We start from the raw sequence: 26,136 nt of genomic DNA on the forward strand, positions 1-26,136 counted from the left end.
ATTTGTAAAATAGATTGTTTTAATGATATTCATTGATAAAAACGATTGATAAAATGGAGTTACGTCAACTGATGTATTTCGTAAAAGCAGCAGAGCTGTCGCATTTTACCGATGCTGCCGCTGCATTGTACATTACCCAGTCTACTTTATCGCAACAAATCAAACAGCTCGAAAATGAACTGGGAATGCCTTTGTTCGACCGGATCGGTAAGCAGGTGCACCTTACCGAAGCGGGTGGTGTTTTCCTGTTGCATGCCCGCCAGGTGTTGCTCGACGTAGAGAAAGGGCGACAGGCGATCCAGGATCTGCAGAATATGTTACGGGGAGAACTACGTATAGGCGTTACGTATGCTTTCACTGCTTCACTGCTGCCGGCGCTCACCACGTTCCCTGTGAAGTATCCCGGTATTAAAATTTACGTAGAGTATGGCACTACCCGGGAGCTGGAAGCCAAACTCCGAGCGTCAGAGCTGGACCTGGTACTGGCTTTTCACACGAGTGCTTTTTATGATGACCTGGAAACACTGCCGTTGTTCCGCTCCAAAATTGTGGTCGCCGTTTCTAAAAAGCATAAGCTGGCAGGGTTAAAAAAGATCCAGTTGCAAAGTCTCAATGGAATGGACCTCATCTTTCCTGCCAGGGGTTTCAGTGCCCGCGATTCGCTGGATGAAGCGTTACAAACCAACAAAATTGAACCGGCGGTCCGTATCGAAATGAATGATGTACACTCCATTCTATCACTTGTAGAAAAAGGGCATTGGGCTACGTTGCTGAATGAACGGGCCGTGATGGGCTGGAAAAACCTGGTCGCTATTCCAATTGAAGGAAGGGAGTTACAACGACAGGCATATATTGTATGGCAGAAAGGAACCTATCGTAAAAAGGCGGCAGACCTGTTTATTCAGGAACTCCTGAAGGCACTGCCGCCGGATGGAAAATAACAAGGTGTAGTTGGTTCAAATGGCACTCAGCAGCGACACGAAGCCGCCGCCGGGTGACCACAAGTGGGGTTATTGTGCGTTTCGCAAATCTGCGATGTTACATTTATAGTATTGCTCAAATTCCTCCGTCAGTTCTTCCCAGCTATTATGTTTGGTAAAAGTGGAAATGTACGTGAGGGTATGATTGGTTTCGGTGATCATTTTAAAGGCCAGCGCCATTTTTTCCTGTAGTATCAGGTCCTCCACGGATATGTAATATTCCTGTTCAAATGGAGCGGACAGAAACTCCGGTACTACCCGGAATTTGCGGCAAAGTGTTTCCATGCTGTCTGCTTCTGCCGGATACCGGATAATATATTCTGCTATTTCCCGTAATTGCTCCCGGTGGCTCTCTTTGAGCATAATAGGCGGTTCAGGCGACAGGTACCGGAGGTAAGTGCGATAGAAGTCGATGGCACTACGCAGGAAAAAGATTTCCGCTGTTTTACCGATCTGTTTACAATGGAGGATCCGGTTCATCACCTGGTAATTCACCTCATTCACCTGGAAAGGTGCCCTGTTGCCGGGGTTCTGCACTTTTTTTATGCCCACTTTATTGATGATCCGGAACGCCGGAAATTCATCAGATAAATATTTCAGGGCGGAGATGCTGAGGTTGACGTGGAAGTCCATTACAAACTCCTTTTCCGTGACCAGCGTATTCGAGTCGCTGAAATTGGTACCGCTGTTTTTGCTCAGGGACATTTTCAGTGGAATACGGTTGTTGGTGTTGGTAAATCCTGACACGCAGGCAGGCAGGATATACCTGGAGGGGGGTACGGTGGTCAATTGCACGCCTTCATTGAGGAAAATCAGGTGATAGTAGATACTCAGCCCGCTCATTTCTATTTGCTGGTCAATGATAATGCCTTTGTCGTCAATATCTGTATAACATTTGGCATAAGGGATCAGCTGTGAGTGAAAGTAGCTGGGAGTCTCTTCATAGGTCGTGTAGGTGGTGTCGTTCCTGCTCAGCAGGAGGTACTTGTTTTTTGGTTGCTTCATGGTTACTTGCCTTTGATATTGCCTATTATTTGAAATGCAGTGTGCTGTCTGCCGTAAAATAATAATCAGTACCGGTAGTCGCCTTAATCCCTTCCAGCAGGAAGCTGAGTGGCGTTTTCTTGTCTAACAGGCCGGTAAAGGTTCTGCTGGCAATGTCAGGGCGATCTAGGGAGGCCTGAACGCCATACCAGCGGAAAATAGCATTACATATCTCGTCCATGTGTGTGTCTGAAAAGGAATAAAGTCCTTTTTGCCAGCCCAGTTCAACGGTAGCGTTGAATGGTTGTGTATCGAGGCTGGCATCGTCCTTATTAAAGATGGCTTGTTCTCCGGGTTTCACCATAACGGCCTTTTTGCCGGCTTTCATTCTTACTTTACCATCTACCAGCGATACTTTTACCAGGTCGCGGTTATAGCTGTTGATGTTAAAAGTGGTACCTAATACTTCCACGGTACTGTTGGGAAGGTGTACCAGGAAAGGTTTACCAGCTTGTTTGGCGATTTTCAGATAGGCTTCCCCGTTAAGGGTAATTTCCCGGCTGTTTCCTTTGAAGGAGAAGGAGAAATCCATGGTGGTAGATGCATTGAGTGTTACCACGGAGCCGTCAGAGAGGGCTACTTCAAAGCTTTTGCCCTGTGGTACAATCAGGGAGTGTGTACCCGTTGGCAGTTCTTCACCGGTATTCAGAAAAAGGGTATTGTCTTTATTGATCACCTGTTTGCCCCCGATATTAATGGGGCCGGTAGTTTTGGTCAGGTTGATGTCCGGAGCGCCGGCTGTTTTTAATATTACATCCGGAATCACGATGGCCATCCTTGGAGCTGCCTGTTTTTTAGGGAAGAAGGTATCCCATTTCCAGGCGGTAAAGGCCATCAGGGCCAGTACAGCTGCGGCGGCCGACCAGGTCATGATAATGCGGCCCAGTGATCTCTTTGGTTTAAAATCAATTACCTCCAGCCAGGGAGCCGGCGGTGGGGGAATGGAGATCATGGAAAGTTGCTCCCATTTCTCCCGTACTGCAGCATCTTCTTCGATTAGATCCTCCAGGAATTGGTCATCTGCGGCGGAAATTATTCCCGCCAGCTTCTCCGTCATGAGCCTGTATATTTCGTCTGCGCTGTTCATGTACACTATTAACCGTTTTTTTAATTGGCCGGGGTATTAAAAAAGGATTTTTTTTAAAGATTCCCGTAAAGTTTTCAGCGCGTTGGCGACTTGTTTTTTCACTGTTTCTTCACTGGTGTCCATGAAGGCCGCGATTTCTTTGCGTGTTTTGTGCTCCTGGTACGCCAGCCGGAAGGCGATGGATTGCCGCTCCGGAAGCTGACTAATGGCGTTTTCCAGCTGCTCTTTCAGCTCATTGTTTTCCAGCCTGGTTTGCGGATATGTGTAGGTTTCAGGCAGGAGAATGTTTTTGAATCGTTTGCTTCGCGTAGCATCCTTTGCTATCTTATTCAGACAACGGTTACGGATACTGACAAATAAAAAATTTTTGAGAGAATTGGTACTGCTTAAATCAATCCGCGAGCTCAGGTCTTTTTCCCAGAAGTCGATAAAAAGATCCTGCACCAGCTCCTGGGCCTCTGCTTCGTTTTTCAGTATAGACACTGCCGTGATATATAACCACTGGCGATAAGCGCCATAAAAATACTGGAACGCCTCAAGACTACCGGTCTTCAGTTGTGCAAGCAATTCAATATCGTTGATAGATGCACTCATGCTGGGATTTAGTTGATAATGGCAGACCTGGAATGTCTGGCTGCTGTTTCAGAGTGTTATTACGCGGTGATTAATGGTCACTGTCCGCCATCTCATCCGGAACCAGGTAATCAACCCCGCAGATGACGTTTTGAACGACAGTTTTTCTCGATACACTTACATGCACAACTTTATATTCGATCCAACCAGGTGTATGGATTTTTATTTATAGCCGAAGTTTGTTAATGAATTGTTATTCTGAAACTGGATGGTAGATATGTGGGGAAGCTGTTAGCCGTTAGCGATTAGCTTTTAGCAAAAATGCAGCGGAGATATAAGCCAATAAATAATTATTTACGCTTATATCTCCGCTGCATTTTTGCTAAAAGCTGATAGCTGGCGCTAAAAGCTATTTTTTCTTCGCTCCCCGTTTTTTCGGTTTGCCATATTTCAACATCATCTTTTCTTTATGTGATACTTTCTTATTCACCTTTTTATTCTTCGCCAGCTTCTCATGGAAGGCAGGCCCCGCATCCTCCCGTTTGGGCGCCTTTACCAGCGTATTACGCATATGTATCTTCGGTTTTTCATCTTCCGTTAATACCTCCGAAATAGTCAGATCCTCTGGTAACTCCCGTTCCGGGATCACATAGTTCATCAGGGCTTGTATGCGGTCCAGGTGCTCGAGCTCGGAGTCCTTTGTAAACAGGATAGAAATACCTTTTTTATCCGCTCTACCGGTTCTGCCTATACGATGTATATAGTTTTCCGGTACTTCCGGTGTATCGAAGTTGATCACGTGCGTCACCTCCGCAATATCCAGACCGCGGGCAATAATATCTGTCGCAATCAGGAAACGGTATTCATTTGCCTGGAACTTACGTACTGTATTGAAGCGGTGATTTTGTTCCTTGTTGGAATGGATGATGCCCACCTGGCCCGGGAATTCCTTTTCCAGTTGCTCATGCAGGTCGTCTGCCAATTGCTTGGTAGCTGCAAAGATCAGGGTCTTGGTCATGCTGGGATCGTCTGTAATCAACATCTCCAGCAGGTTCACTTTTGTATAGAAGTTTGGTACGCGGTATACTATCTGGTCAATGTTTTCCAGCGGTGTACCGGTAGGTGCCGCTTCAATACGCAGCGGATTATTAAAATGTGTTTCAATCATTTTCTCCACCTCTTCCGTAATGGTGGCGGAAAACATCAGGTTCTGCCTTTTCTGTGGGAGCAAATCCATGATATTGCGCAACTGCGTCCGGAAGCCCAGATTTAGCATTTCATCTACTTCATCAATGATCAGCTTTTTTACAGACTTCACTTTCAGCGCACCACTGAGAATAATATCGTATAGGCGTCCGGGTGTAGCCACCAGGATGTCCAGCTTATCCTGTACTGCTTCCATCTGCGGGTTCATGTTCACACCGCCATATACTCCCAGCACAGATACACTCATATACGTAGTGAGCTTTTTCACCGCTTCCACTACCTGTACCACCAGCTCCCTGGTAGGCACAATAATCAACACCGTAGGATGCTTCTCTTTCGAAAACTTAAACTGGCGAAGGGTAGGCAACAGGTACGCAAATGTTTTACCTGTACCAGTTTGCGCAATACCGCATACATCCTGGCCGGACATAATAACGGAAAATGCACGCTGTTGTATCGTAGTAGGTTGCTTATAACCTAATTCATCTAACGCGTTTAATAATGGAGTATTAAGGTTTAAATCACCAAAAGTCATGATACTGCTATAATATGAACGGCAAAGGTAGGCTTTTTTAGCTTTTAGCTGTTAGCCATCAGCTTTTAGCAAATGCAGCGAAGACTACAGCATGTTTATGTTGGCTGCATTTGCTAAAAGCTGATGGCTAACAGCTAAAAGCTTATTTTAGCATAAAAAAAATCTATGAAAAACCTCCACATACCCGCTATCTGTGTACATGCCTATGGAGGACCGGAACAACTACACCTGGAAGAAATACCAGTACCTGTGCCGGCAAAAGACGAAGTGCTGATTAAAGTAGTGGCCAGTGGTGTAAACCCGATCGACTGGAAACTAAGAGAAGGACTTAAACAGCATCCGCTGCCTTTTATACCGGGTGTTGAGGCTTCCGGTATAGTCACTGCCATAGGGGAAGGTGTATTTGGTCTCAAAACAGGCGATGAAGTATATGGCGCTGTAGATGGCAGCTATGCCGCTTACGCCATTGCGCCCGCGGTACAACTGTTTCGCAAACCAATGTCACTTTCTTTTGAGGAAGCCGCTGCTATGGGAGGCGCTAAAACCGCCTGGGGCGCATTGTTCGATGTGGGCCACCTGGCAAAAGGACAACGTATCCTCATTCATGCCGGCGCCGGTGGCGTTGGACTCTTTGCCGTACAGTTGGCGTATAATGCCGGCGCTTATGTAATTGCTACCGCCAGCCCGGAGAACATGGACTTTGTAGCCGGATTAGGCGCCAGTGAAGTCATCGACTATAAAGCCGCTCCCTTTGAAACACAGGTAGACCCTGTAGATATTGTATTGGATACTGTTGGAGGAGATACCACGCTCCGCTCTATGTCTGTGCTCAAATCCGGGGGACAGCTACTTTGCCTGGTGGGATTGCCGGATCCTGAACAGGCCGCCGCTGCCGGTATTCATGCGGTGTGGGCGGGCACCAAAACAGTAGCCGCCATGAAAGAAGTACATAAAATGCTGGAGAGAGACCTGATAAAACCCTACGTACGGAAAGTATTTCAGCCGTTATCACAGGCAGCCGCCGCACAGGAATACAGTAAAAGCAATGGCCCCGGCAGGGGAAAAATTGTATTAAAAATTTCGGAAGAATAAAAAAGCAGCGTGGACTTACCCGGTCCACGCTATTTTCCTATAATTTTTTTCCGGTGTTGTATGCCCCAGCGCTGCAGGGCAAGTATCACGCTGTCTAATGTGGCAGCATAGCTCGTTAGCGTATATTCCACGGATACCGGCTGTGTATCATACACTGTACGTTTTACCAGTTTATGGGCTTCCAGGTCCTTTAGTTCCTTCGATAAAACTTTGGACGTGATTTTTGGAATACTGCGTTCTATATCCCGGAAACGTTTATGTCCGCGGGAAACCGCAATAATAATGGGAAGCTTCCATTTGCCACTGATCACATCCAGGGCATCCCGCACTGGTATGATCACTTTGTGGCAGTCGGTATGACTGCTGCCTTGTCCGCAGTCAACCGTTAATTCTTCTGCTACTTCTTCGGTTATTTCAGCTGTTTTCATCTGCATATATGTTGGTTACCTCTGGTAAAGCACTTACTTTAAGGAAACTGCTTACTTTTTGATAGCAAATGTATTTAATTTTACAGCAACCCAAATAAAAAATGATGAAAGTAGAAATATGGTCTGATATCATGTGTCCGTTTTGTTATATCGGCAAACGGAAGTTTGAAGCAGCATTGGAGCTGTTTCCGGGAAAAGAAAACATCACCGTTGAATGGAAGAGCTTTCAATTGAATCCCGGGCTGAAGTCCCAGCCAGGAAAAGATGTATACGATTACCTGGCAGAAATAAAAGGTCAATCCCGCGAATGGTCAGTAGCCTTGCATGAACAAGTGACCGGCACCGCGAAGGAAGCGGGTCTTACCTATAACTTCGACAAAGCCGTTGTTGCCAACTCCTTTGATGCACATCGCCTCATTCAGCTGGCCAAGCAGCAACAGCTCGGAGATGCCGCAGAAGAACGTTTATTCCGCGCTTACTTCACCGAAGGCAGGGATGTGAGCGATCATAACACCCTGCTGGAATTGGGCACTGAAATAGGATTGGAGAAAGACGCTGTCACCGCCGCTTTACAATCAACAGACCTGGCCAATGCCGTCAACAAAGATGTAGATGAAGCCAGGCAGCTGGGCGTCAGAGGTGTTCCATTCTTTGTAATAGATCGTAAGTACGCCGTATCAGGCGCACAACCAACCGATGCTTTTACGCAGGCACTGGAACAGGCATATGGAGAGTGGAAAAAAACACAACCGGTAACAGAGCTGGAAACCTTGTCAGGACAGGTTTGCACGCCGGACGGTGATTGTAAATAAATTTTTTAATAACAAAAAGCAGGCAGAGAGTTAAGTCATTTCTCTGCCTGCTTTTTGTTATTATATTATAAAGATCTTCAAATTTTCTCTATTACCTTTACGCCATAATCATCTATCTATGGCGCTTCTGAAAAGAATTAACCCTTTTTCCAATCAAAATAACGATACCGGATTTGGCGTAAATGCCAATGGCTACGGTGGTCGTTTTATCAATCGTGACGGTTCTTTCAACATACGTCGGGAAGGACGTTCGTTTATGCACCGTTTCAATATTTATCATGCGCTCCTGAATGTACCGGCGTGGCAGTTTGCATTAGTAATCCTGTCGTTTTATTTTTCCATCAACCTGCTCTATTCCGGTATTTATTGGTGGCTGGGACCCGGAGAATTCCAGGGAATTATCGGAAAAACGCGTTGGGAAAGATTTAAGGAAATATATTTCTTTAGCACAGAAACCTTTACTACCGTGGGCTACGGACGGGTAAACCCTGTAGGCGACGGTGTAAATGTGGTAGCCGCCATTGAAGCGATGACCGGTTTTCTGTCCTTTGCGGTGGCTACGGGTCTTATCTATGGCCGGTTTTCAAAACCACGGGCCCACCTGCTGTTTAGTGATATGGCATTGATTACCCCTTTCCAGGGTAAAACAGCTCTCATGTTCCGCATGGCTTCCTACAAGGATCACCACACGCTTACCAACGTAGACGTACTGGTAACACTGGGTTTGCAGGTACAGGAAAATGGCAATGCCATTTATAAATTCTACAGCCTGCCCCTGGAAAGAAGAATGGTGGAGACCTTATCTATGAACTGGACCGTAGTGCACTTGATTGACGACGACAGCCCCCTGCTTGGGTTTTCTGCGGAAGATATGGAAGCAGCAGATGTAGAAATTTATGTAACAGTAAAAGGATTTAATGATGTATACGCGAATACTGTGTTGCAGCGCACTTCTTATACTTACCAGGAAATTCAGCATAACCGCAAATTTGTACCCATGTACCGCGAAAGCCGCAATACTACCGTATTGGAGTTAGATCGCCTGAGTGAAACGGTGCCGGTGGAAGTAGCTGTTGAAGCGTAGGTCATACTGCTATTAAAGTAAAAGACCTGCCCCTCATATGGGGGCAGGTCTTTTACTTTAATAATATTTACGCTTTCGGTTTTCCGATCAACAACAGACCGACGAAAGTAAAGAATCCATTGATGAGCAATAATTCCAGTCCAATCTGGAATTTGCCAAATAAGGCGGCCTGGTTCAGATCTACTACCAGGCAAAGTAAAGGCGCCGCCACACATACTACCGGTACCAACGTATCGTTTACCTGGCGCTTCGTAAAAATGCCAAAAGCAAACAATCCTAACAGCGGGCCATAAGTATAAGTTGCCACTTTCAGAATAACACCGATCATACTCGGGTTATTCACCCACTCAAATACCAGGACAAACAGCAGGAAAATAAATGCCATCAGCAGGTGTATCCGCTGACGATATTTTTTCTTTTGTTCCTCCGTCCAGTCGTTGCGCCGCTGCATATCCAGGATATCAATGCACAGGGACGACGTTAACGCGGTCATAGCGCCATCTGCACTGGGAAACAGGGCGGAGATCAGCGCAATAATAAAGATCACGGAAATCACGGGCGGCATATGATGCAAAGCCAGCTCAGGGAATAATTTATCTCCCGTAACAGTAACCTGCTGCTGAGCGCCATACAGGTGAAGTAAACCACCCAGGAAAAGGAACAGCCCTATTACAATTACCATAATAAAGGCCAGTGATACCATATTCTTTTTCGAGTCTTTTAATGTTTTTACAGAGATGTTTTTTTGCATCATCTCCTGGTCAAGGCCGGTCATGGTAATGGTGATGAATGCCCCCGCCACAATTTGCTTGACGAAAAACAGCTTACTATCCGGATCTGTATTGAAAATAGTGGTGAGTCCTTTTTCGTGCATGGCGGTAATGCTTTGTCCCAGGCTCAGGTCCATAGTATGCAGGATAAAGCCAACACAAATAATCAGTCCTGCCAGCATGCAGGTAGTTTGCAGCGTATCAGTATATACAATGGTTTTTACACCACCTTCATAGGTATATAACAGGATCATAAATAAGATGATCAGCGTAGTAAGCCAGAAGGGAACACCAAAGCTGGAAAGAATCGCATCCTGCAATATTCTTACTACCAGGTACAATCTCGCTGTGGCGCCAAGGGTGCGGGAAAGAATAAAGAAGGAGGCGCCGGTTTTGTAAGCATAGTTACCGAACCGCGTATGCAGGTAATTATAAATAGATGTTAACTGCAGCCGGTAATACAATGGAATCAGTATATATGCAATAGTGATATAGCCGATAAAATACCCGAGGGTAATCTGCATATAGGAAAAAGCGTCTTTTCCCACTGCGCCGGGCACACTCACAAAAGTAACGCCACTGAGGGAGGTACCGATCATACCAAAGGCCACCAGCATCCAGTTACTGTTACGGTTGCCTATAAAAAAAGAGTCGTTGTTCGAATTACGACCTGTATACCATGCGACTACCAACAGAATTACAAAGTAGGCAACGACGAATGAGAATAATAAACCTGGCGACATAAATCAAATTTAATCAAGATACGATTTTCCCGCAAAGAGGCAAAGATAATGATCTTCCGGTCTTTTGACAGAAGGAGGAGTCTTCTTGCATTTATTGACCTGGATCAATTTTCAGGGAGGCCAATGGGGCCACCTTTGTGCCATCAAAAAATGAATGAATATGACTGTTTTAACAAACAACGCTCCGCTGTCGACGGAGAAGACTTCCCCGGTAACAGCATTGCCACCATCTGGTCCATGGTCGGTAAAGGCAGCAGTAGCCGGGCTCTCACTCATCCTGTTTATGGTAAACCTGGATACAAGTATTGTTATTGTAGGATTGCCGGTATTAATGAAACACCTGCACGCTTCTTTTGCTGCTGCCCAATGGGTGGTACTTAGTTATATGCTGTTGTTGACCGCCCTGATTGCCGGCGCCGGCCGTTTAGGTGATATGTTTGGTAAAAAGAAATTATACCTGTTGGGAATCCTGGTGTTCACGATCGCTTCCTGGGGTTGTGGTATGGCCGCCGGCATTAACGCGTTGATCATTTTCCGTGCTATGCAGGGGATAGGCGCCGCTTTTTGCCTGTCGCTCAGTTTTGCTATTGCAGGTGACCTGGTACCTAAAAACCAGTTGGGAAAAACAATGGGCTGGCTTACCATGATGGTGCCGCTGGGGATTGCATCAGGGCCTACCTGCGGCGGAATCCTGGTGGCTACCATGGGGTGGCAGGCTATGTTTCTTGTGAATATTCCATTGGGCGTACTTGCTTATACGTTAGTGCGCAAATATGTACCTGCCACTCCGCGTGCGACGGTCCAACCAGCGGACTGGACGGGTATGCTGATCCTGGCAGGTGTACTGGTATGTTATTGTATGGGAATGACGATGATGGAAGACAATGGATTCCTGAGCCGCCCGGTATGGTTGCTGTTGGTGGGTTGTATTGGCGGAGCGGTTGTCTTTGTACGTTATGAGCGAAAAGTGCGGTACCCCTTCCTGGATATGCAGCTATTCCGTCAGCCTTTATTATCTGCCAGCCTGCTGGCGGCCTGGCTGGTATACACGGTGATCATGGCCACAGTGGTGTTGCTGCCGTTTTATTTGACCAATGCAGGGCACTACACACCTTTGCAAACGGGGTTGCTCATGTCTTTTGGGCCACTGGTCACGGCCGTATTGAGCGTGTTCGCCGGTAAAGCGGCCGATAAATTTCATGCCCGTAAAGTGATGCTGGTGGGTGTGTTGATCATGGTAGCCGGCTGTGTGGCCATGAGCAGTATTACAGTGGAGCAGGGTATTTTTGGTTTTTTATGGCGTATCGGGCTTATCCAGGTGGGGCTCACATTTTTCCAGACACCTAATAACACGGCGGTGATGGAACTGGCAGCACCGGAACAACGGGGACTCATGAGCGGTCTTTTGTCTTTGTCCCGTACCACAGGGCATATTACCGGAACTGCGGTATTGGGAGCTATATTTGCCATGCTGATGCAACAGGGAACTGTAACGCATGCCATAGCTGTGGTCTTTTTGCTGGCAGCGGTACTGGTAGCCATTGCCGCATTATTAATATATTTGGTGCTGAGAAAGCAGCCGCGCCGCAATAACGTGTAAGTATGTACGAACAATTAACCGACTATATCCTCCGCAGAATTAATGTAACAGATGCGCAACTCAGCATTATCCTGTCGCATTTTAAATTACAGAAAACAGTCCGGAACCAGGCATTATTGTCGGAAGGGGAGGTCGCTAAAAATATATTTTTTGTGAACAGTGGCTGTGTGAGGGTATACTTTATAGATGAGAACGGCCAGGAAGCTACCCGTTACCTGGCATTTGAAAACAATTGCGTTTGCGGGCTAATGAGTTTTATTTCCGGGAAACCCTCTCATGAATTCATCCAGGCCGTTTTGCCAGGCCAGCTATTGGCTATTTCCCGTAATGATTTCTATTATTTGCTGGACACCATCCCGGCCTGGGAGAAATTTTACCGGCACTATCTCGAAAATGCGTACGTCATTAATACCGGCCGGTTAATGAGTTTTATCACCCAAAGTGCCGGGGAAAGGTATCGTCAACTACTAAACGAAAATGCACATGTGGTGCAACGGTTACCTAATAAACTCGTCGCTTCTTACCTTAATATTTCCCAGGAAACATTAAGCCGCCTGAAATCAAAACGTTTTTAACAGCTGTCTATATATGCCCGCGATAGCTATTACTGCGACATTTTAGCGCTCCAAATAAATACTTGACAAAGGCAAATTTATTATTTGCTTTTGTCAAGTATTTATTTACTTTTGTTTGAGAAACAAACACCTATGGACCATCAACAATCTATCGTCCACCAGATCCGCCAGTTTAACCGCTTCTATACTGGTATGATTGGCCTGTTGAACCAACATATACTGGAAAGTAACCTGTCGCTCTCGGAAGTGCGGGTGATCTATGAAATAGGACAACGTCATAAATGCACCGCGGGCGAGCTGATACCCGCTTTAAAAATCGATGGCGGTTACCTCAGTCGTCTTCTGAAAAAATTTGAAAAAAATGGCTGGCTGAACAGGCAGCAGTCTACCGCCGACGGGCGTACGTTTTTTTTACAGCTCAGCGCAGCCGGTAAAAAACTACTGGCAGGGCTGGAAGAAAAGTCTACCGCCGAAATTCAGCAACTGACCGCTCCCTTGTCAGAAAAGCAACAACAACAGATCACGGGCGCCATGAAATCTATCCGGCAGATTTTGTCGGCCCCCGGAGAAGGCGCTGTTTCGGATATCCATATCCGTTATAACCTCCAGCCGGGAGATGTAGGATATCTTATTTATTTACACGGGCAGTTGTATGCAAAGGAATCGGGGTATAACCTGGAATTTGAAGCCTATGTATGTAAAACTTTTTATGAATTTTTACCTACTTACAATCCCGCCAAGGACCGTATTTTCCTGGCCATTGCAGATAACCAGATTGTAGGTTCGGTAGCTATACTGGGGTCTTCCCGCCACCTGGCGCAGTTGCGCTGGTTCCTCATTCACCCCGACTACCGGGGCAAAGGACTGGGAAAGCAGCTGCTGCAGGAAGCCATCGGTTTTTGTAAAGAGAAAGATTATCAGAAAGTATACCTGATGACTACCAGCATGCAGGAAACCGCCATTGCCCTTTATAAGAAGGCCGGCTTCCGCAAAACCGGTGAGAAGTACCTGCAGTTATGGGGACAACAACTTTATGAACAACGATACGACATGGATCTGTCCTAAGCATACTTATGTAACATCACTACCTGTCCGAGGTGATAGGCATCATGTTCCGCTAACCCCTGCAGGTAGTAAATGGCAATATGTTTGGTGCCGGGGAAAGTATCGAACAGTTCTTTCTCCGGAAACTTCCTGATACTGTCGGCTATTTGTGCAAAAGAATGTTCCAGCCGGTGTATGGTGGCCTGCCAGTTTTCTTCTCCACGATTCTCCGGCATATAGAAATCCGGCAGGTCGCCATCCTGCTCCGGAGCCTCATTATGCATAAAACGTTGGACACGCTGATGCCAGAATATAACGTGGTTAATAATTTCCCAACTGTTATTGGATGTTCCAAAGGTTTTGACCGCCTGCATGGCATCCATCCGGGTAAGGTGTTCCCGGAAGGTAACATCAATCCAGGGTTGCCCATTGTAAAGGTTTTCCAGCGAAGCCGCTAAGTGTTCCGTTAATGACATAACAAGCCAATTTTATTTTTTAAAAGATATGTCTGACTCTTTTAAACGGGTACATACATAATCCGTATACCGCTATATAAATAAAAATAGAATCCTGTTAATCGTAATAATCATCTAAAAGTGCAGAACGCGGTGACCGGCAGCTCTGCCATCAATCGAATTTACTGAATTCTTTCCCTTATTTTTAAAGAATATAAAAACCCATCGTTATGGATCAGCAGCAACTGGAGAACAACAAAAATGAAGATGCTATGCGGATGGCCATCAGCACAATGAAACAGCGTCTTGGTGTAATAGAGCAGGGGGGTGGAAAGAAGAGCCTGGAGAAAGTAAGGCAGCGTGGTAAGTTAACCGCCCGCGAGCGCATTCAGTACCTGATAGACCGTGATTCCACTTTTACTGAAATCGGCGCATTTGCCGCCTATGATATGTATGCCGAACATGGAGGTTGCCCGGCAGCAGGTACCGTTGGTGGTATTGGCTATGTAAGTGGCCGGCAGTGCATGATTGTTGCCAATGATATGACGGTGAAAGCAGGTGCCTGGTTCCCTATGACCGGTAAAAAAAATCTCCGTCTGCAGGAAATCGCTATGGAGAATCATCTCCCGGTGATCTACCTGGTGGATAGTGCCGGTGTATTTTTACCTATGCAGGACGAAATATTTCCGGACAAAGAACATTTTGGCCGCATCTTTAGAAACAATGCCCGCATGAGTGCCATGGGCATCACGCAAATTGCTGCTGTAATGGGTAGTTGCGTGGCCGGCGGCGCTTATCTCCCTATCATGAGCGACGAGGTGCTAATGGTGGAAGGCAATGGTTCTATCTTCCTCGCTGGTCCCTACCTGGTAAAAGCCGCTATCGGGGAAGACGTAGATGCGGAAACGTTAGGAGGTGCTGTTACCCACACAGAAATTTCAGGTATCGCCGATTATAAATTTAAAACGGACGAAGAATGCCTGGACCAGGTAAAACGGATCGTCAGCAAACTGGGACATCCTGCTACCGCAGGATTTGATCGTATTGAACCGCAACTGCCGCTGAAATCAGGTGAAGAATTGGATAGCATATTGCCGGCAGATAGTTCCCGCCCTTATGATATGCTGGAAATTATTGAACGCCTGGTAGATGGTTCTGCATTTGATCAATATAAACAGGACTATGGCAAATCCATTATTTGCGGCTATGCCCGCATTGATGGCTGGGCGGTAGGCATCGTTGCCAATCAGCGTAAAATAGTGAAAAGCCGGAAAGGTGAAATGCAGATGGGTGGCGTTATTTACAACGACAGCGCCGATAAAGCCGCCCGCTTTATCATGAACTGTAACCAGAAGAAAATTCCGTTGGTATTTTTACAGGACGTTACCGGTTTCATGGTAGGCAGCAGAAGTGAACATGCCGGTATCATTAAAGATGGTGCTAAACTGGTGAATGCAGTAGCCAATTCGGTGGTCCCCAAAATTACTATCATTATCGGGAACTCCTATGGAGCTGGTAACTACGCCATGTGTGGTAAAGCTTATGATCCCCGCTTCATTTATGCATGGCCTTCCGCTAAAATAGCGGTAATGGGTGGCGAACAAGCCGCCAAAACGCTATTGCAGATACAGGTAGCCGCGCTTAAATCCAAAGGAGAAGTGATTACACCCGAGGAAGAAGCCCGCCTGCTCAAAGCCATTACCGATAAGTACTACGAACAAACCACTCCATATTATGCGGCTGCCCGTCTCTGGGTAGACGATATCATTGATCCCGCTGATACCCGTATACGTATTGCGGAAGGTATCAAAGCAGCTAATAATGCGCCGGTAGAGCAATCCTTTAGTGTAGGGGTGTTCCAGGTGTAGAAGGCTTAAAGCAGAAAGCAGAAGGCATAAAGCTATTTTAGCGATTGATCAGAACGGATTTTAATCTTACACTTTAATCAATCGCTAAAATAGCTTTATGCCTTCTGCTTTCTGCTTTAAGCTCAAAAAAAACTACCTTAGCAACTTTTAAAGAAGAACATGGAACTGGTAGTATATACAGACGGCGCTTCCCGCGGCAACCCTGGCCCGGGAGGATATGGAGTGATACTGATGTGGGGAAATATCCGGAAAGAGTTATCACAGGGATATCGCAAAACCACCAATAACAGGATGGAACTATTGGCCGTGATTGTAGCACTGGAAGCCCTGAAAAAAGATGGGGTGCCGGTAACTATTTTTACCGATAGTAAATATGTGGTAGACAGTATTGAAAAAGGCTGGCTGTGGGGCTGGGTGAAAATTAATTTCAAAGACAAAAAAAATAAAGACCTCTGGCAACGTTTCATTCCACTATACAAAAAGCATCGTATTAAAATGCAGTGGGTGAAAGGACACGCCAGTAACCCATTTAATAATCGTTGCGATGAATTGGCGACGCAGGCCGCAGATAGCGGCAACTGGCTGATTGACGAAGGTTTCGAAAACGACAACGCATAGAATAAACACTTTCGCTCCGAACCAAGAGGTGATCATAATTGTAATATAAGCGCAAACTTAATATTTCTTTATGCTCACCTGGTTCATTGAAACGCTACAGAAATACCCCGAAATAGCCGTGATGCTAACCCTGCTGATCGGCTTCCTGCTGGGAAAGGCCCATATCAAAGGTTTCACGCTGGGTACAGTAACCGGTGTACTGCTGGTGGGCATTGCCATTGGCAGCTTTCATATCAGCATTCCTTCTGAAACAAAATCTATCTTCTTTCTTTTCTTCCTGTTTTGTACCGGCTATGGGATAGGCCCGCAATTTTTTCAGGGATTGAGGAAGGATGGATTACCCATTGCGCTGTTTTCCTTTATGGTATGTTGCAGCAGCGTGCTTTTCTGCTGGGGCATTGCATCTTTACTACGTTTTGAAACCGGTACTACAGCGGGACTAATGTCAGGCGCTAATACCTGCTCTGCTATCATTGGTGTAGCCTCCAATACCATTAATGAACTCAATCTGAGTGACGACGAACGTGCCCGGTTAATTAACCAGATACCTGTGGCCTATGCAGTGACGTATATTTTCGGTACGGCCGGCACCAGTTGGTTTTTGTCTGTAATTGGCCCCTGGTTTATGTCTGGTAGCCGCGCTAAGTTAATAGAACAAACAAAAGACCTGGAAGCCAAAGTATCGGAAGCTTCACCGGAGGGAGAAGAGAATATTACCAACGCATATGATCATGTGGCGTTCCGGGCTTATCTCGTTAACGGAGAACTGGCAGGAGAGGGGAGAACAGTGGGGGACATTGAACATATGCTGCACGAGAAAAAAAGATTGTTATATATCCTGCGTATCAGGCGGGGAGGTAAATTATATGAAACCAGTAATGGATTTATTATTAAGCCGGGAGATATTATAGCTATTGGAGGTCAACGTTCTTCGGCCATTGCTTCGGAATCCTTACTTGGAAAAGAGGTGGCGGATGCAGAGTTGTTAACTTTCCCGGTGCAATCCGCTACGGTGATCATCACCAGGAAAGCGGCTATCAACAAGCCCTTGAAGGAGTTTGCCCGGCACCCGGAATTTCATGGCATCAGTATTCGCAAAGTTACCCGCTCAGGGATTGAAATGCCATTGTCCGCAAACACGGTGATTCAAAAGGGAGATATGGTGGAGATGGTGGGCATTCAGCAAGAGCTGGACAAAGCCGTCGCCATTCTTGGATATAAAGAAAGAGTAGGTGTAGAAACGGATATCGTTTATTTGGCAGCGGGTATTGTAGTAGGTACGTTGGTGGGAAGCCTGAGTGTGCGGCTGGGCAACGTGCCGGTGGAACTCAGTACCAGCGGAGGTGCGCTGATTGCGGGATTGGTGTTCGGCTGGATGCGTGGTATCCGGCCGCACTTTGGCTATATTCCTGCGGCTTCGCAATGGGTGCTGACTAAACTGGGACTGCATGTATTCATTGCTATCGTAGGACTCAGTGCCAGTCAGGGCTTTCTGCAGGGGTTGAGAGAAGAAGGACTGACACTATTCCTGGCAGGGATGGTATTGAGCCTGCTGCCGATGGTGGTGGCATTGTTCCTCTCTAAATACGTATTTAAGTTTCATCCCGCTATTGGCCTCGGAGCCTGTGCCGGCGCACACGATGAGTCAGCCCCTTTGCTGGCAGTGCAGGATGCGCTTAACAGTAAAGTACCTGCACTGGGATACACGGTGGCGTACGCGGTAGCCAATATTACCCTCACTACCTCAGGCGTTATAATTGTCTTGTTGATGCACAAGGGCGGCTAAATACGCCGCTCATCACAATTTTGTCTAGCTAAATCCACGTCTGTATTGCGATTCGCTTGCAGTGAATCGTTTTACCTTCAACTTTTTTAACATTTCTTTTGTTTTTAACTCGTAAAGCAATTAGCTTTGCGACCCATTAGTCTATAGGATTAATAGGATATAGAAAGGAACAAATTTTTAAAGAATAGCTTATGGAGAAATATACCCAACCATACTTTGTTAGCAACTGTTGTTGCCTGCATTAATTAAATCGAAAACCCTGGCTGCATAGCACCATTGCTGTAGCAGCAGGTTGCAACAAAAAACAGTCACCGGAGCTTGAACTGTTTCCGGTATTATCAACTTAGGGATACAACACGGCAAAAGTCTGTTTACATACAGGCCAGGACTTGTAGTGCCTCGAAAAAAACCAACAATCACCGCTCATTTAACATTTTACTTATGTTACAACGACTACTCCTCGTACTGCTGCTATTTAGTGCCCCGGCAGTATTTGCACAAACACGCACTGTCACCGGACGCGTTTATTCTGCGAAAGACAATACGCCTTTACCGGGAGCATCTGTGGTGATAAAGGGTACCACCAACGGTACCGCAACAGATGCGGACGGTAACTTTAAACTATCCGTCAACGACCCTGCTGCCACTACTTTACAGATTCGCTTCATTGGTATGGAATCACAGGAAGTACCGATCAGTACCCGTCCACTCAACATTGCCCTCCGTTCTTCCGGGAAGGACCTGGGAGAAATAGAAATTGTGGTGGCCTACGGTACTACCAAGAAAGGATCCTACACAGGTTCTGTATCACAGATCAAAGGAACCGAACTGGAAAACAGGCAGGTATCCAGCGTATCTAAAGCCCTGCAAGGCCTCGCTGCCGGCGTGCAAAGTACCTCTACCAGCGGACAACCTGGTTCAGATGCTACCATCCGTATCCGTGGCGTAGGGTCTATCAACGCTTCCGCAGATCCTTTATATGTATTAGATGGTGTGCCTTACAGCGGAAGCCTGAGTGCCATCAACCCCTCCGATATTGAATCTATCAGCGTATTAAAAGATGCCACATCCTCCGCCCTGTACGGTTCCCGCGGTGCCAACGGCGTGATTATAATCACCACTAAAAAAGGCCGCCAACAGGGTTCTGTTATAAACGCCCGCGTAAGCCAGGGCTTTTCAAAAAGAGCTGTAAAGGACTATGAAAAAGTAACCACGGATCAGTACTTTGAAATGTACTGGGAAGCGCTCCGCAATGGTGCACTCACCAACGGTGCCAGTCCCACCGCCGCTGCGGCACAGGCCAGCAACCGTCTTATCAGCAGGGTAGGTATTAACCCTTATGGTACCGCATTCCCTCAGCCGGTAGGCACAGACGGAAAACTGGTGGCTGGTGCTAAAGCATTATGGGATGACGACTGGGATAAAGCCATGCAACAAACCGGGCATCGTACACAAGCAGATCTCAGCATCAGCGGCGCTACCGACAAAAGCAGGTACTATATTTCCGGTGGTTACCTGAACGATCAGGGTATTTACCTGGCCTCCGGGTTCAAACGTTATAATGTACGCAGTAATGTAGAATTAGATGCTAAAAAATGGTTGAAAGTAGGACTGAATATCGGCGGTGCTCACTCCGATCAGCAGGCGCCCCCTTCAGAAGACAGCCGTACGGATAACTATGTGAACTACGGCCGACTGATGGCGAGCTTTTATCCCATCTATCAGCGCGATCGCACTACCGGCGCCTATCTGCTGGATGCCAACGGCAATAAAATGTTCGACTACGGCAGCTACCGCCCCAGCGCTGCAAATACCAACAGTAACCTTATCGGTACCGCACCGATCGATAAACATAACTATGGCAGGGATGATGTTTCTGCACGTGTATATGGTGAAGCCACTATTTTGCCAGGGTTGAAGTTTAAAACCAGCTACAACGCAGACTATACAGCCACTAACCAACACGACTATACGAATCCTACCTTTGGCTTTGATGCAGAAGTGGGCGGTACCGTAGAAAAGAATGCTACCCGTGTTTTCAGCTGGACTTTCAATAACATTCTGACCTACGATCATACCTTCAACGAAAAACATCACCTCAACGTACTGGCAGGCCAGGAAACGTATAAATACACCACTACCTTTATGGATGGTCAACGTTCCGGTTTCTCCCTGCTGGGCCTTGATGAACTGTCGGATGCCGCCCTGATCAAAGATCTCCAGGGATACACCGACACTTATAATATCTACAGTTACCTCGGTCGTGCAGAATATGATTATCTCGGCAAATACTTTTTGTCAGGATCATTGAGAGCAGACAGGTCTTCCCGCTTTGACCCACGATACGCCTGGGGTACTTTCTGGTCGCTCGGCGCTTCCTGGAAACTCACAGAAGAAGACTTCCTGAAAGGCAGCTCCTGGTTAAACCTGCTGACACTCCGTGCCAGTTACGGTGCACAGGGAAATGACAACCTGGGAGAAGATTCTTACTACAACTACCTGCCATTGCTGAACGTGAACAGCAACCTGGGAGAGGGTGGTACTTACCGCAGGATATTGTACAACGACAAACTGAAATGGGAAACAAACCTGAACCTGAATGTGGGCGTAGATTATGCCATGTTCGATAATCGTTTCAGCGGTACATTGGAATTTTTTCAGCGTGCATCTAAAAACCTGCTGTATTTAAGACCACTGCCTCCGTCTATGGGATATTCCTCTATTGCAGAAAATATCGGAGCGCTGAAGAATACCGGTTTTGAAGTAACACTACATGGCGTACCTGTAAAAACGAAAGACTTCAGCTGGACAGTAGACCTGAACCTGACCCACTATAAAAATAAGGTGACTGAATTGCCACAAAAAGAAATCATCAGTGGCACCAAGAAGCTGATGGTAGGCCATTCGATTTATGATTTCTGGATTCGCGACTGGGCAGGTGTGGACGAAAAAACAGGATTACCGTTATGGTATATCAACAATCCGGATGGTACCAAGGGAAAAACCAGCAACTCTGCTGCTGCTTCCCTGTACTACAGCAAGTCTTCTTTGCCTGATTTGTATGGTGGTTTTACCAACACCTTTAATTACAAAGATTTTTCTTTATCCTTTATGTGGGCATATAGCCTGGGTGGTTCCGTACTCGATAATGACTATCTCTACCTGTTAGGCACAGGAACTTCTGCCGGCCGCTCTTTTGGCCCTGAAATGCTGAATCACTGGACACCACAGAATACAAAAACAGATGTGCCTAAGCTTACCACCGTTCAAACCAACTGGACAGCCACTTCCAACCGCTTTTTGTATGATGCCAGCTATGCCCGTCTGAAGAACGTGAACCTGAGCTATAATCTTCCTAAAAGCCTGATGGAAAGAGCGCACCTGAACAATGTGACCGTTTACCTGCAGGGAGACAACCTGTTCACTTTGTATAAGCACAAAGGCCTGGATCCTGAGCAATCCGTTGGAGGTACTACTTACTATCGCTATCCGGCTATCAAATCTTTATCCGCCGGTATTAACCTGAGCTTCTAAAAATATGATCATGAAAAAGAACTTATTTATATTCATCTTCACCGCTCTTCTGCTGGGATCCTGCAGCAAGGACTTCCTGGAACCCAAGCCCACCAATGCCATACCCGACACAGAGGTATATAATACCGTAGATAATGTGGAAACGGTGATTAACGGTACGTGGTCGTATATGTTCGAAGAGTTTTTCACTTATGCAGTACCCGGCTTTAAATCCCTGCATCTTACCAGCGATGCCATGGGTAATGATGTGGCAGTAGTACCACAGGTGTACGGATTGTATGGTTCCTACTCTTACACAGAGATGGTAGATAATACCAAGAACCGCGTAAATGCCTTCTGGACCATCCTTTACAAAGTAATTGATAACACTAATAACATCATCGCCCGTATTGATAAAGCAGCAGGAGATGATGGAAAAAGAGCGCGTATCAAAGGACAGGCTTATGCCCTGCGTGCATTCTGTTATCTGAACCTGGCTTCTTTCTACCAGTTTAATACCACCGGTGCAGAAAAGGCAGTGCCCATTTACCTGGAACCTACTACTACCACTTCTGTAGGCAAACCAAGAGCAACCGTTGCTGAGGTATACAAACAGGTAATAGCAGACCTGCAGGCCGCATTGCCGTTGCTGAAAGATTATCAGCGTAATCCCAGTCAGAAATGGAAAATTGATGCGAACATAGCCAATGGATTATTGGCAAGAGCTTATCTCTATAATCATCAGTGGGATCTGGCTATTCCAGCTGCTGTAGCGGCCCGTAACGGTTACCCATTGATGTCCGGAGATGATTACAATAAGGGCTTCAATGACCTGAGTAATACTGAGTGGATCTGGGGACACGGGCAAACACCCAACCAGAGCAACGCCAGCTATAACTTCCATTTCCTCGATGTATCTACACCGGCAGCTTACTACCAGAGTTTTGCGTGCGACCCTTACTTCCAGAATTTCTTTGACAGCAGCGACGTACGCTTTCGCTTGTTCAGCTGGAACAGCGATGGTTACCTGCTCTATAAGAAATTCCGTTTCCGCGATGCTACCGCGTTGATCGGCGACCTGGTACTGATGCGCGCAGCAGAAATGTACCTGATTGAAGCAGAAGCATATGCCCGTATAGGTAATACTGATAAAGGAGCAGCCGCATTGAATGCATTACGTACGGCCCGCAATGCCACCCTGTATAAAGGGGGAGGTAACCTGGTAGATTCTGTGCTGGTAGAAAGAAGGAAAGAATTATGGGGAGAAGGATTTTCATTGTCTGACATTATTCGTACAGGCGCTCCCGTTATAAGGAAACCATTCCTTTCTTATACCGGGGAAGACAGTCTCGTTACCGTTATTCAGCCTGATGGCAGTCAGGATAAGGTAGCCGGACAGGGACACACTACCCTGAAGCTACCCGACGGCAATCCATTTACGCCGAAAAACAATTACTACCTGTTTGCCATCCCGGTAACGGAAGTGCAGAATAATCCCAATCTAAATAAGTAATAAGTAAATAGAAAAAGGACGGTAGCGATACCGTCCTTTTTCTATTTATGTTGTCATTTTAATAAATCCAGGGAATGATTCTGCTGGTGTGTTTCATGTAGTTCGTATATTCTTCTCCAAACTGCGCTGCCAGCATTTTTTCTTCTACACTGATCCGGTAAATAAACACGGTCAATACCGGGATAAATACTACGGCCAATGCCAGCCAGTTATTGAGTGATAGACCAAAGCCCAGGAAAGACAATAACGATCCCGCATACGCCGGATGCCGTATCACACCATATATGCCATCTTTTTTCAGGTAATGATCTTTGCGGATCGTCACCACAACGGTAAACAGTCGCCCCAGCTGCATAATAGATATGAAACGCAGTATCATCCCCAGCAATATAACGGATAGGCCTATACGAGGCATAAGCACGCCTTCCAGGATATAAAAGTGCGTTTTAAAGCCCACGTACATAGCGATATTTATAAACACAATAATGACGATCCATATATAAGCCAGGCTGCCTTTGTCCTGCTTCTTTTTATCGGCCTGGTCACCGGCCCAAAGAATCCGGTGCAATAATATTTCGGAAAAAAACCACGCGAAATAGATAATGGAGGATAGCATATTCATATTGTAAAGGATATTGGAACAGTGTATGTGAGCGCTATTATGTTTTCTGGTTTTCAAAAAGGTACGTAATTTTAGTTACATTAAAATGTGTGCTATGGAAAATCTGCAAGCAATATTACAGTCTCCCACACCGGTATTGATTGATTGTTTTGCCACCTGGTGCGGACCTTGCCAGATGGTACCACCAATATTGAAGGAGGTGAAGGAAAAAATGGGAGATCAGTTGAGAATTATTAAGATAGATATCGATAAGAACCAACAGCTATCCGCGCAATGGCAGATCAGTAGTGTACCTACGCTGTTGCTTTTTCGCGGTGGCAAACTGGTATGGCGCCAGAGTGGGGTAGTACCGGCGCATCAGTTACTGCCGATTCTCAAACAACATTTGTCGTAGAGCAGAAAGCATAAAGCAGAAAGCAAAAAGCTATTGTAGCGAATGAACAGAGCGGGTAAATAATTTAAATACCCGCTCTGTTCATTCGCTACAATAGCTTTTTGCTTTCTGCTTTATGCTATATCCTGTTATAATAACTCTGCAAATCCCGGGTGAGCACATCGTAAATAGGTCGTGTGAACTCCATGAATAGGTCGGTAGGCGGCGGAGGGGGCATATCCTGGCCACCCATCAGGCGTTTATCTTCATCACTTAATGCTCTTTCATCGCCACGGAAGGTGCCAAACTGGTTTACCCAGGTATAGCTACCTGGAATACGATCCTGCCGGAGAAGCTGTCCGTTGCTGGTATTGGTAATCTGGTAATCCAGCAGTCCTTTGGACACCACCGTTTTTTTAGTGATATACAGCGTGGCGGTAACCACCCTGTAATAGGGGATTTCTTTACCCGTAGAATCTTTGGTAGTGCCGGCAACTATTTCTTTAGATACATTGCGTTCCACGCGGTCTACATAAGTTTGTCCGACTATGAAGTCAAAGAAACGCAGGGAGATATATTCATCAGGATACAGGTTCGCGTTTCGAACAGTGCGTTCATCGTAGAACTGTACAAACTGATTGATATTGCGTTGCTGGAGATTTCTCACCAGGTAATCACGGAATTGGTCGGCGGAGAACTGGAAGTAGGGAGAGCGCACTTCAATCTGGCTGACAGCTACGTTGATAACACCCAACTGGAAAGCTTCATCCTTCCGTTGTTGTGCATCGCGGTAATTGGGAACCAGCTTGAGGGCGGCGGCAAACTCTTCGTATGCCTGTCGGGCACTGGCTTTATCGCCCCGGTCCAGTAACGACATACCCCGGCCGTAGCGGGTTTCAGCTGCATTTTCCTGTGCGCCGGTGATGGCATTCCGGTAATCTTTCGGCTGTACCAGGCGAAGAGCAGCAGGGGAGCTGTGGATGGCGTTATAAAGATTTTGCAACGCCCGGTATTCATTACGGACGGCTTCCCATTTCAGATCATTATTAGAGCGCAGGAGTTCATTGACCCGGTCTTCCCGGCTCAACTGGGCCTGTTTATAAGCATCAGGCAACATCCGGGTAGCGGTAGCATCCTGGGGTTTACGTTGCAGCTTCTTGACGAACGCACTTACTGCGTCATCGTATCTGCCTTTGTTATATAATTTTTCGCCTGATCTGCAGGAAAGAAAGCAAGTGTAGAGGAAAATGGCGGCTACGCTCAGTAGCTGCCTCCAGTATAATTTTTTCAAAGGGATTATTTTTATAAGGATATGTTTGCCTGCTATAGTCCCTGCTCCAGCCTATTTGTATTGCCTTCTCAGTTCACGGTCTGCCTCCCGTTCTTTAATGGAGTCACGTTTATCATGCAGCTTTTTACCTTTACCAACACCAATTTCAATTTTGGCAAGACTCTTATCTGTGATAAATATGCGCAGTGGTACAATAGTGTAGCCGCGTTCTTTAATTTTATTTTCGATTTTTCTTAATTCACGCTTTGTCAGCAACAACTTGCGCTCGCGTAAGGGGTCATGGTTGGAGGAGGTGCCATGGGAATACTCTGCAATATGCAAGCTTTTTACAAACAATTCTCCTTTGGAAAAATAGCAGAATGAATCATTGAAACTCACCTTATTGGCACGAATAGATTTGATTTCCGTTCCCAGCAATACCATCCCGGCAATATATTTATCTTCTATTGCGTACTCGAAATATGCCGATCTGTTCTTTAATTCTGCCATTTTGAAGCGATTAGCTTTTTAGCGCCTAACCTTTA

At 46.3% G+C, this 26,136-nt stretch carries 23 protein-coding genes; 13 read left to right on the top strand and 10 right to left on the bottom strand.

Annotated elements, in window-relative coordinates; translation table 11 throughout:
* The first annotated feature begins 53 nt into the window (after positions 1 to 53).
* A complete protein-coding gene (locus tag J7623_RS19865; protein ID WP_291923647.1) occupies positions 54 to 941 on the top strand; it encodes a LysR substrate-binding domain-containing protein in 888 nt (295 codons plus the stop codon).
* A gap of 69 nt (positions 942 to 1,010) precedes the next feature.
* Here the strand turns inward: J7623_RS19865 and J7623_RS19870 are convergent, their stop codons facing one another.
* From J7623_RS19870 to J7623_RS19885, 4 genes are all read right to left on the bottom strand, one after another.
* A complete protein-coding gene (locus J7623_RS19870) occupies positions 1,011 to 1,985 on the bottom strand; it encodes a hypothetical protein (RefSeq protein WP_291923648.1) in 975 nt (324 codons plus the stop codon).
* 25 nt (positions 1,986 to 2,010) lie between these two features.
* Complete coding sequence (locus tag J7623_RS19875) at positions 2,011 to 3,111, bottom strand: FecR domain-containing protein (protein ID WP_291923651.1); 1,101 nt, start codon at positions 3,109 to 3,111, stop codon at positions 2,011 to 2,013.
* A 36-nt stretch (positions 3,112 to 3,147) separates the two neighbouring features.
* Positions 3,148 to 3,705, bottom strand: a complete 558-nt coding sequence (locus J7623_RS19880) for a sigma-70 family RNA polymerase sigma factor (RefSeq protein WP_291923653.1) — start codon at positions 3,703 to 3,705, stop codon at positions 3,148 to 3,150.
* A 388-nt stretch (positions 3,706 to 4,093) separates the two neighbouring features.
* Positions 4,094 to 5,425, bottom strand: coding sequence for a DEAD/DEAH box helicase (locus tag J7623_RS19885; RefSeq protein WP_291923654.1), 1,332 nt, complete (start codon positions 5,423 to 5,425; stop codon positions 4,094 to 4,096).
* A 165-nt stretch (positions 5,426 to 5,590) separates the two neighbouring features.
* Between J7623_RS19885 and J7623_RS19890 the strand changes: the two genes are divergently transcribed.
* Complete coding sequence (locus J7623_RS19890; RefSeq protein ID WP_291923656.1) at positions 5,591 to 6,517, top strand: NADP-dependent oxidoreductase; 927 nt, start codon at positions 5,591 to 5,593, stop codon at positions 6,515 to 6,517.
* Positions 6,518 to 6,546: 29 nt separating this feature from the next.
* On the opposite strand, the gene J7623_RS19895 is transcribed toward J7623_RS19890, so the two are convergent.
* Entirely contained in the window at positions 6,547 to 6,951 is a 405-nt protein-coding gene (locus J7623_RS19895) for a helix-turn-helix domain-containing protein (RefSeq protein ID WP_291923658.1), read from the bottom strand.
* A gap of 98 nt (positions 6,952 to 7,049) precedes the next feature.
* On the opposite strand from J7623_RS19895, the gene J7623_RS19900 reads away from it, so the two are divergent.
* Together J7623_RS19900 and J7623_RS19905 are read left to right on the top strand one after the other, a co-directional pair.
* Positions 7,050 to 7,757, top strand: coding sequence for a DsbA family oxidoreductase (locus tag J7623_RS19900; protein WP_291923660.1), 708 nt, complete (start codon positions 7,050 to 7,052; stop codon positions 7,755 to 7,757).
* 118 nt (positions 7,758 to 7,875) lie between these two features.
* Positions 7,876 to 8,841: an ion channel gene (locus J7623_RS19905; protein WP_291923662.1), complete on the top strand. Its 966-nt coding sequence runs from the start codon at positions 7,876 to 7,878 to the stop codon at positions 8,839 to 8,841.
* 67 nt (positions 8,842 to 8,908) lie between these two features.
* Here the strand turns inward: J7623_RS19905 and J7623_RS19910 are convergent, their stop codons facing one another.
* Positions 8,909 to 10,354: a sodium:solute symporter gene (locus tag J7623_RS19910; RefSeq protein ID WP_291923664.1), complete on the bottom strand. Its 1,446-nt coding sequence runs from the start codon at positions 10,352 to 10,354 to the stop codon at positions 8,909 to 8,911.
* 160 nt (positions 10,355 to 10,514) lie between these two features.
* Between J7623_RS19910 and J7623_RS19915 the strand changes: the two genes are divergently transcribed.
* The 3 genes from J7623_RS19915 to J7623_RS19925 all read left to right on the top strand — a co-directional run bounded on the left by J7623_RS19915 (position 10,515) and on the right by J7623_RS19925 (position 13,594).
* Complete coding sequence (locus J7623_RS19915; protein ID WP_291923666.1) at positions 10,515 to 11,954, top strand: MFS transporter; 1,440 nt, start codon at positions 10,515 to 10,517, stop codon at positions 11,952 to 11,954.
* Positions 11,955 to 11,956: 2 nt separating this feature from the next.
* Positions 11,957 to 12,529, top strand: coding sequence for a Crp/Fnr family transcriptional regulator (locus tag J7623_RS19920; RefSeq protein ID WP_291923668.1), 573 nt, complete (start codon positions 11,957 to 11,959; stop codon positions 12,527 to 12,529).
* Positions 12,530 to 12,661: 132 nt separating this feature from the next.
* A complete protein-coding gene (locus J7623_RS19925) occupies positions 12,662 to 13,594 on the top strand; it encodes a bifunctional helix-turn-helix transcriptional regulator/GNAT family N-acetyltransferase (RefSeq protein WP_291923670.1) in 933 nt (310 codons plus the stop codon).
* On the opposite strand, the gene J7623_RS19930 is transcribed toward J7623_RS19925, so the two are convergent.
* Positions 13,591 to 14,049, bottom strand: a complete 459-nt coding sequence (locus J7623_RS19930) for a DinB family protein (RefSeq protein ID WP_291923672.1) — start codon at positions 14,047 to 14,049, stop codon at positions 13,591 to 13,593. The genes J7623_RS19925 and J7623_RS19930 overlap by 4 nt on opposite strands.
* A gap of 209 nt (positions 14,050 to 14,258) precedes the next feature.
* On the opposite strand from J7623_RS19930, the gene J7623_RS19935 reads away from it, so the two are divergent.
* The 5 genes from J7623_RS19935 to J7623_RS19955 all read left to right on the top strand — a co-directional run bounded on the left by J7623_RS19935 (position 14,259) and on the right by J7623_RS19955 (position 23,326).
* Entirely contained in the window at positions 14,259 to 15,896 is a 1,638-nt protein-coding gene (locus J7623_RS19935; RefSeq protein ID WP_291923674.1) for an acyl-CoA carboxylase subunit beta, read from the top strand.
* A gap of 159 nt (positions 15,897 to 16,055) precedes the next feature.
* A complete protein-coding gene (gene rnhA, locus J7623_RS19940; RefSeq protein WP_291923675.1) occupies positions 16,056 to 16,514 on the top strand; it encodes a ribonuclease HI in 459 nt (152 codons plus the stop codon).
* A gap of 70 nt (positions 16,515 to 16,584) precedes the next feature.
* Complete coding sequence (aspT, locus tag J7623_RS19945; RefSeq protein ID WP_291923677.1) at positions 16,585 to 18,300, top strand: aspartate-alanine antiporter; 1,716 nt, start codon at positions 16,585 to 16,587, stop codon at positions 18,298 to 18,300.
* Between the two features lie 441 nt (positions 18,301 to 18,741).
* Positions 18,742 to 21,834, top strand: coding sequence for a TonB-dependent receptor (locus J7623_RS19950; protein WP_291923679.1), 3,093 nt, complete (start codon positions 18,742 to 18,744; stop codon positions 21,832 to 21,834).
* A gap of 10 nt (positions 21,835 to 21,844) precedes the next feature.
* Positions 21,845 to 23,326 carry a RagB/SusD family nutrient uptake outer membrane protein gene (locus tag J7623_RS19955; RefSeq protein ID WP_291923681.1) on the top strand — a complete coding sequence of 494 codons (1,482 nt, stop codon included), beginning with the start codon at positions 21,845 to 21,847 and terminating at the stop codon, positions 23,324 to 23,326.
* Between the two features lie 58 nt (positions 23,327 to 23,384).
* Here the strand turns inward: J7623_RS19955 and J7623_RS19960 are convergent, their stop codons facing one another.
* On the bottom strand, positions 23,385 to 23,948 hold the full coding sequence (locus J7623_RS19960) for an isoprenylcysteine carboxylmethyltransferase family protein (protein WP_291923683.1): 564 nt from the start codon (positions 23,946 to 23,948) through the stop codon (positions 23,385 to 23,387).
* Positions 23,949 to 24,042: 94 nt separating this feature from the next.
* On the opposite strand from J7623_RS19960, the gene trxA reads away from it, so the two are divergent.
* The gene (gene trxA, locus J7623_RS19965) at positions 24,043 to 24,342 is read left to right on the top strand and encodes a thioredoxin (protein ID WP_291923685.1); all 300 of its coding nucleotides are present in this window, start codon (positions 24,043 to 24,045) and stop codon (positions 24,340 to 24,342) included.
* A gap of 118 nt (positions 24,343 to 24,460) precedes the next feature.
* Here trxA and J7623_RS19970 read toward each other — a convergent pair whose 3' ends face one another.
* Together J7623_RS19970 and smpB are read right to left on the bottom strand one after the other, a co-directional pair.
* The gene (locus J7623_RS19970) at positions 24,461 to 25,612 is read right to left on the bottom strand and encodes a hypothetical protein (protein ID WP_291923686.1); all 1,152 of its coding nucleotides are present in this window, start codon (positions 25,610 to 25,612) and stop codon (positions 24,461 to 24,463) included.
* A gap of 51 nt (positions 25,613 to 25,663) precedes the next feature.
* Complete coding sequence (gene smpB, locus J7623_RS19975) at positions 25,664 to 26,101, bottom strand: SsrA-binding protein SmpB (protein ID WP_291923688.1); 438 nt, start codon at positions 26,099 to 26,101, stop codon at positions 25,664 to 25,666.
* Positions 26,102 to 26,136 lie beyond the last annotated feature (35 nt).

The sequence above is a fragment of the Chitinophaga sp. genome (assembly GCF_017745275.1).
Lineage (GTDB): Bacteria > Bacteroidota > Bacteroidia > Chitinophagales > Chitinophagaceae > Chitinophaga.

Coding starts and splice junctions, on each gene's coding strand:
- J7623_RS19865 (WP_291923647.1), top strand. CDS start 54: ATGGAGTTACGTCAACTGATGTATTTCGTAAAAGCAGCAGAGCTGTCG.
- J7623_RS19870 (WP_291923648.1), bottom strand. CDS start 1,985: ATGAAGCAACCAAAAAACAAGTACCTCCTGCTGAGCAGGAACGACACC.
- J7623_RS19875 (WP_291923651.1), bottom strand. CDS start 3,111: ATGAACAGCGCAGACGAAATATACAGGCTCATGACGGAGAAGCTGGCG.
- J7623_RS19880 (WP_291923653.1), bottom strand. CDS start 3,705: ATGAGTGCATCTATCAACGATATTGAATTGCTTGCACAACTGAAGACC.
- J7623_RS19885 (WP_291923654.1), bottom strand. CDS start 5,425: ATGACTTTTGGTGATTTAAACCTTAATACTCCATTATTAAACGCGTTA.
- J7623_RS19890 (WP_291923656.1), top strand. CDS start 5,591: ATGAAAAACCTCCACATACCCGCTATCTGTGTACATGCCTATGGAGGA.
- J7623_RS19895 (WP_291923658.1), bottom strand. CDS start 6,951: ATGCAGATGAAAACAGCTGAAATAACCGAAGAAGTAGCAGAAGAATTA.
- J7623_RS19900 (WP_291923660.1), top strand. CDS start 7,050: ATGAAAGTAGAAATATGGTCTGATATCATGTGTCCGTTTTGTTATATC.
- J7623_RS19905 (WP_291923662.1), top strand. CDS start 7,876: ATGGCGCTTCTGAAAAGAATTAACCCTTTTTCCAATCAAAATAACGAT.
- J7623_RS19910 (WP_291923664.1), bottom strand. CDS start 10,354: ATGTCGCCAGGTTTATTATTCTCATTCGTCGTTGCCTACTTTGTAATT.
- J7623_RS19915 (WP_291923666.1), top strand. CDS start 10,515: ATGACTGTTTTAACAAACAACGCTCCGCTGTCGACGGAGAAGACTTCC.
- J7623_RS19920 (WP_291923668.1), top strand. CDS start 11,957: ATGTACGAACAATTAACCGACTATATCCTCCGCAGAATTAATGTAACA.
- J7623_RS19925 (WP_291923670.1), top strand. CDS start 12,662: ATGGACCATCAACAATCTATCGTCCACCAGATCCGCCAGTTTAACCGC.
- J7623_RS19930 (WP_291923672.1), bottom strand. CDS start 14,049: ATGTCATTAACGGAACACTTAGCGGCTTCGCTGGAAAACCTTTACAAT.
- J7623_RS19935 (WP_291923674.1), top strand. CDS start 14,259: ATGGATCAGCAGCAACTGGAGAACAACAAAAATGAAGATGCTATGCGG.
- rnhA (WP_291923675.1), top strand. CDS start 16,056: ATGGAACTGGTAGTATATACAGACGGCGCTTCCCGCGGCAACCCTGGC.
- aspT (WP_291923677.1), top strand. CDS start 16,585: ATGCTCACCTGGTTCATTGAAACGCTACAGAAATACCCCGAAATAGCC.
- J7623_RS19950 (WP_291923679.1), top strand. CDS start 18,742: ATGTTACAACGACTACTCCTCGTACTGCTGCTATTTAGTGCCCCGGCA.
- J7623_RS19955 (WP_291923681.1), top strand. CDS start 21,845: ATGAAAAAGAACTTATTTATATTCATCTTCACCGCTCTTCTGCTGGGA.
- J7623_RS19960 (WP_291923683.1), bottom strand. CDS start 23,948: ATGAATATGCTATCCTCCATTATCTATTTCGCGTGGTTTTTTTCCGAA.
- trxA (WP_291923685.1), top strand. CDS start 24,043: ATGGAAAATCTGCAAGCAATATTACAGTCTCCCACACCGGTATTGATT.
- smpB (WP_291923688.1), bottom strand. CDS start 26,101: ATGGCAGAATTAAAGAACAGATCGGCATATTTCGAGTACGCAATAGAA.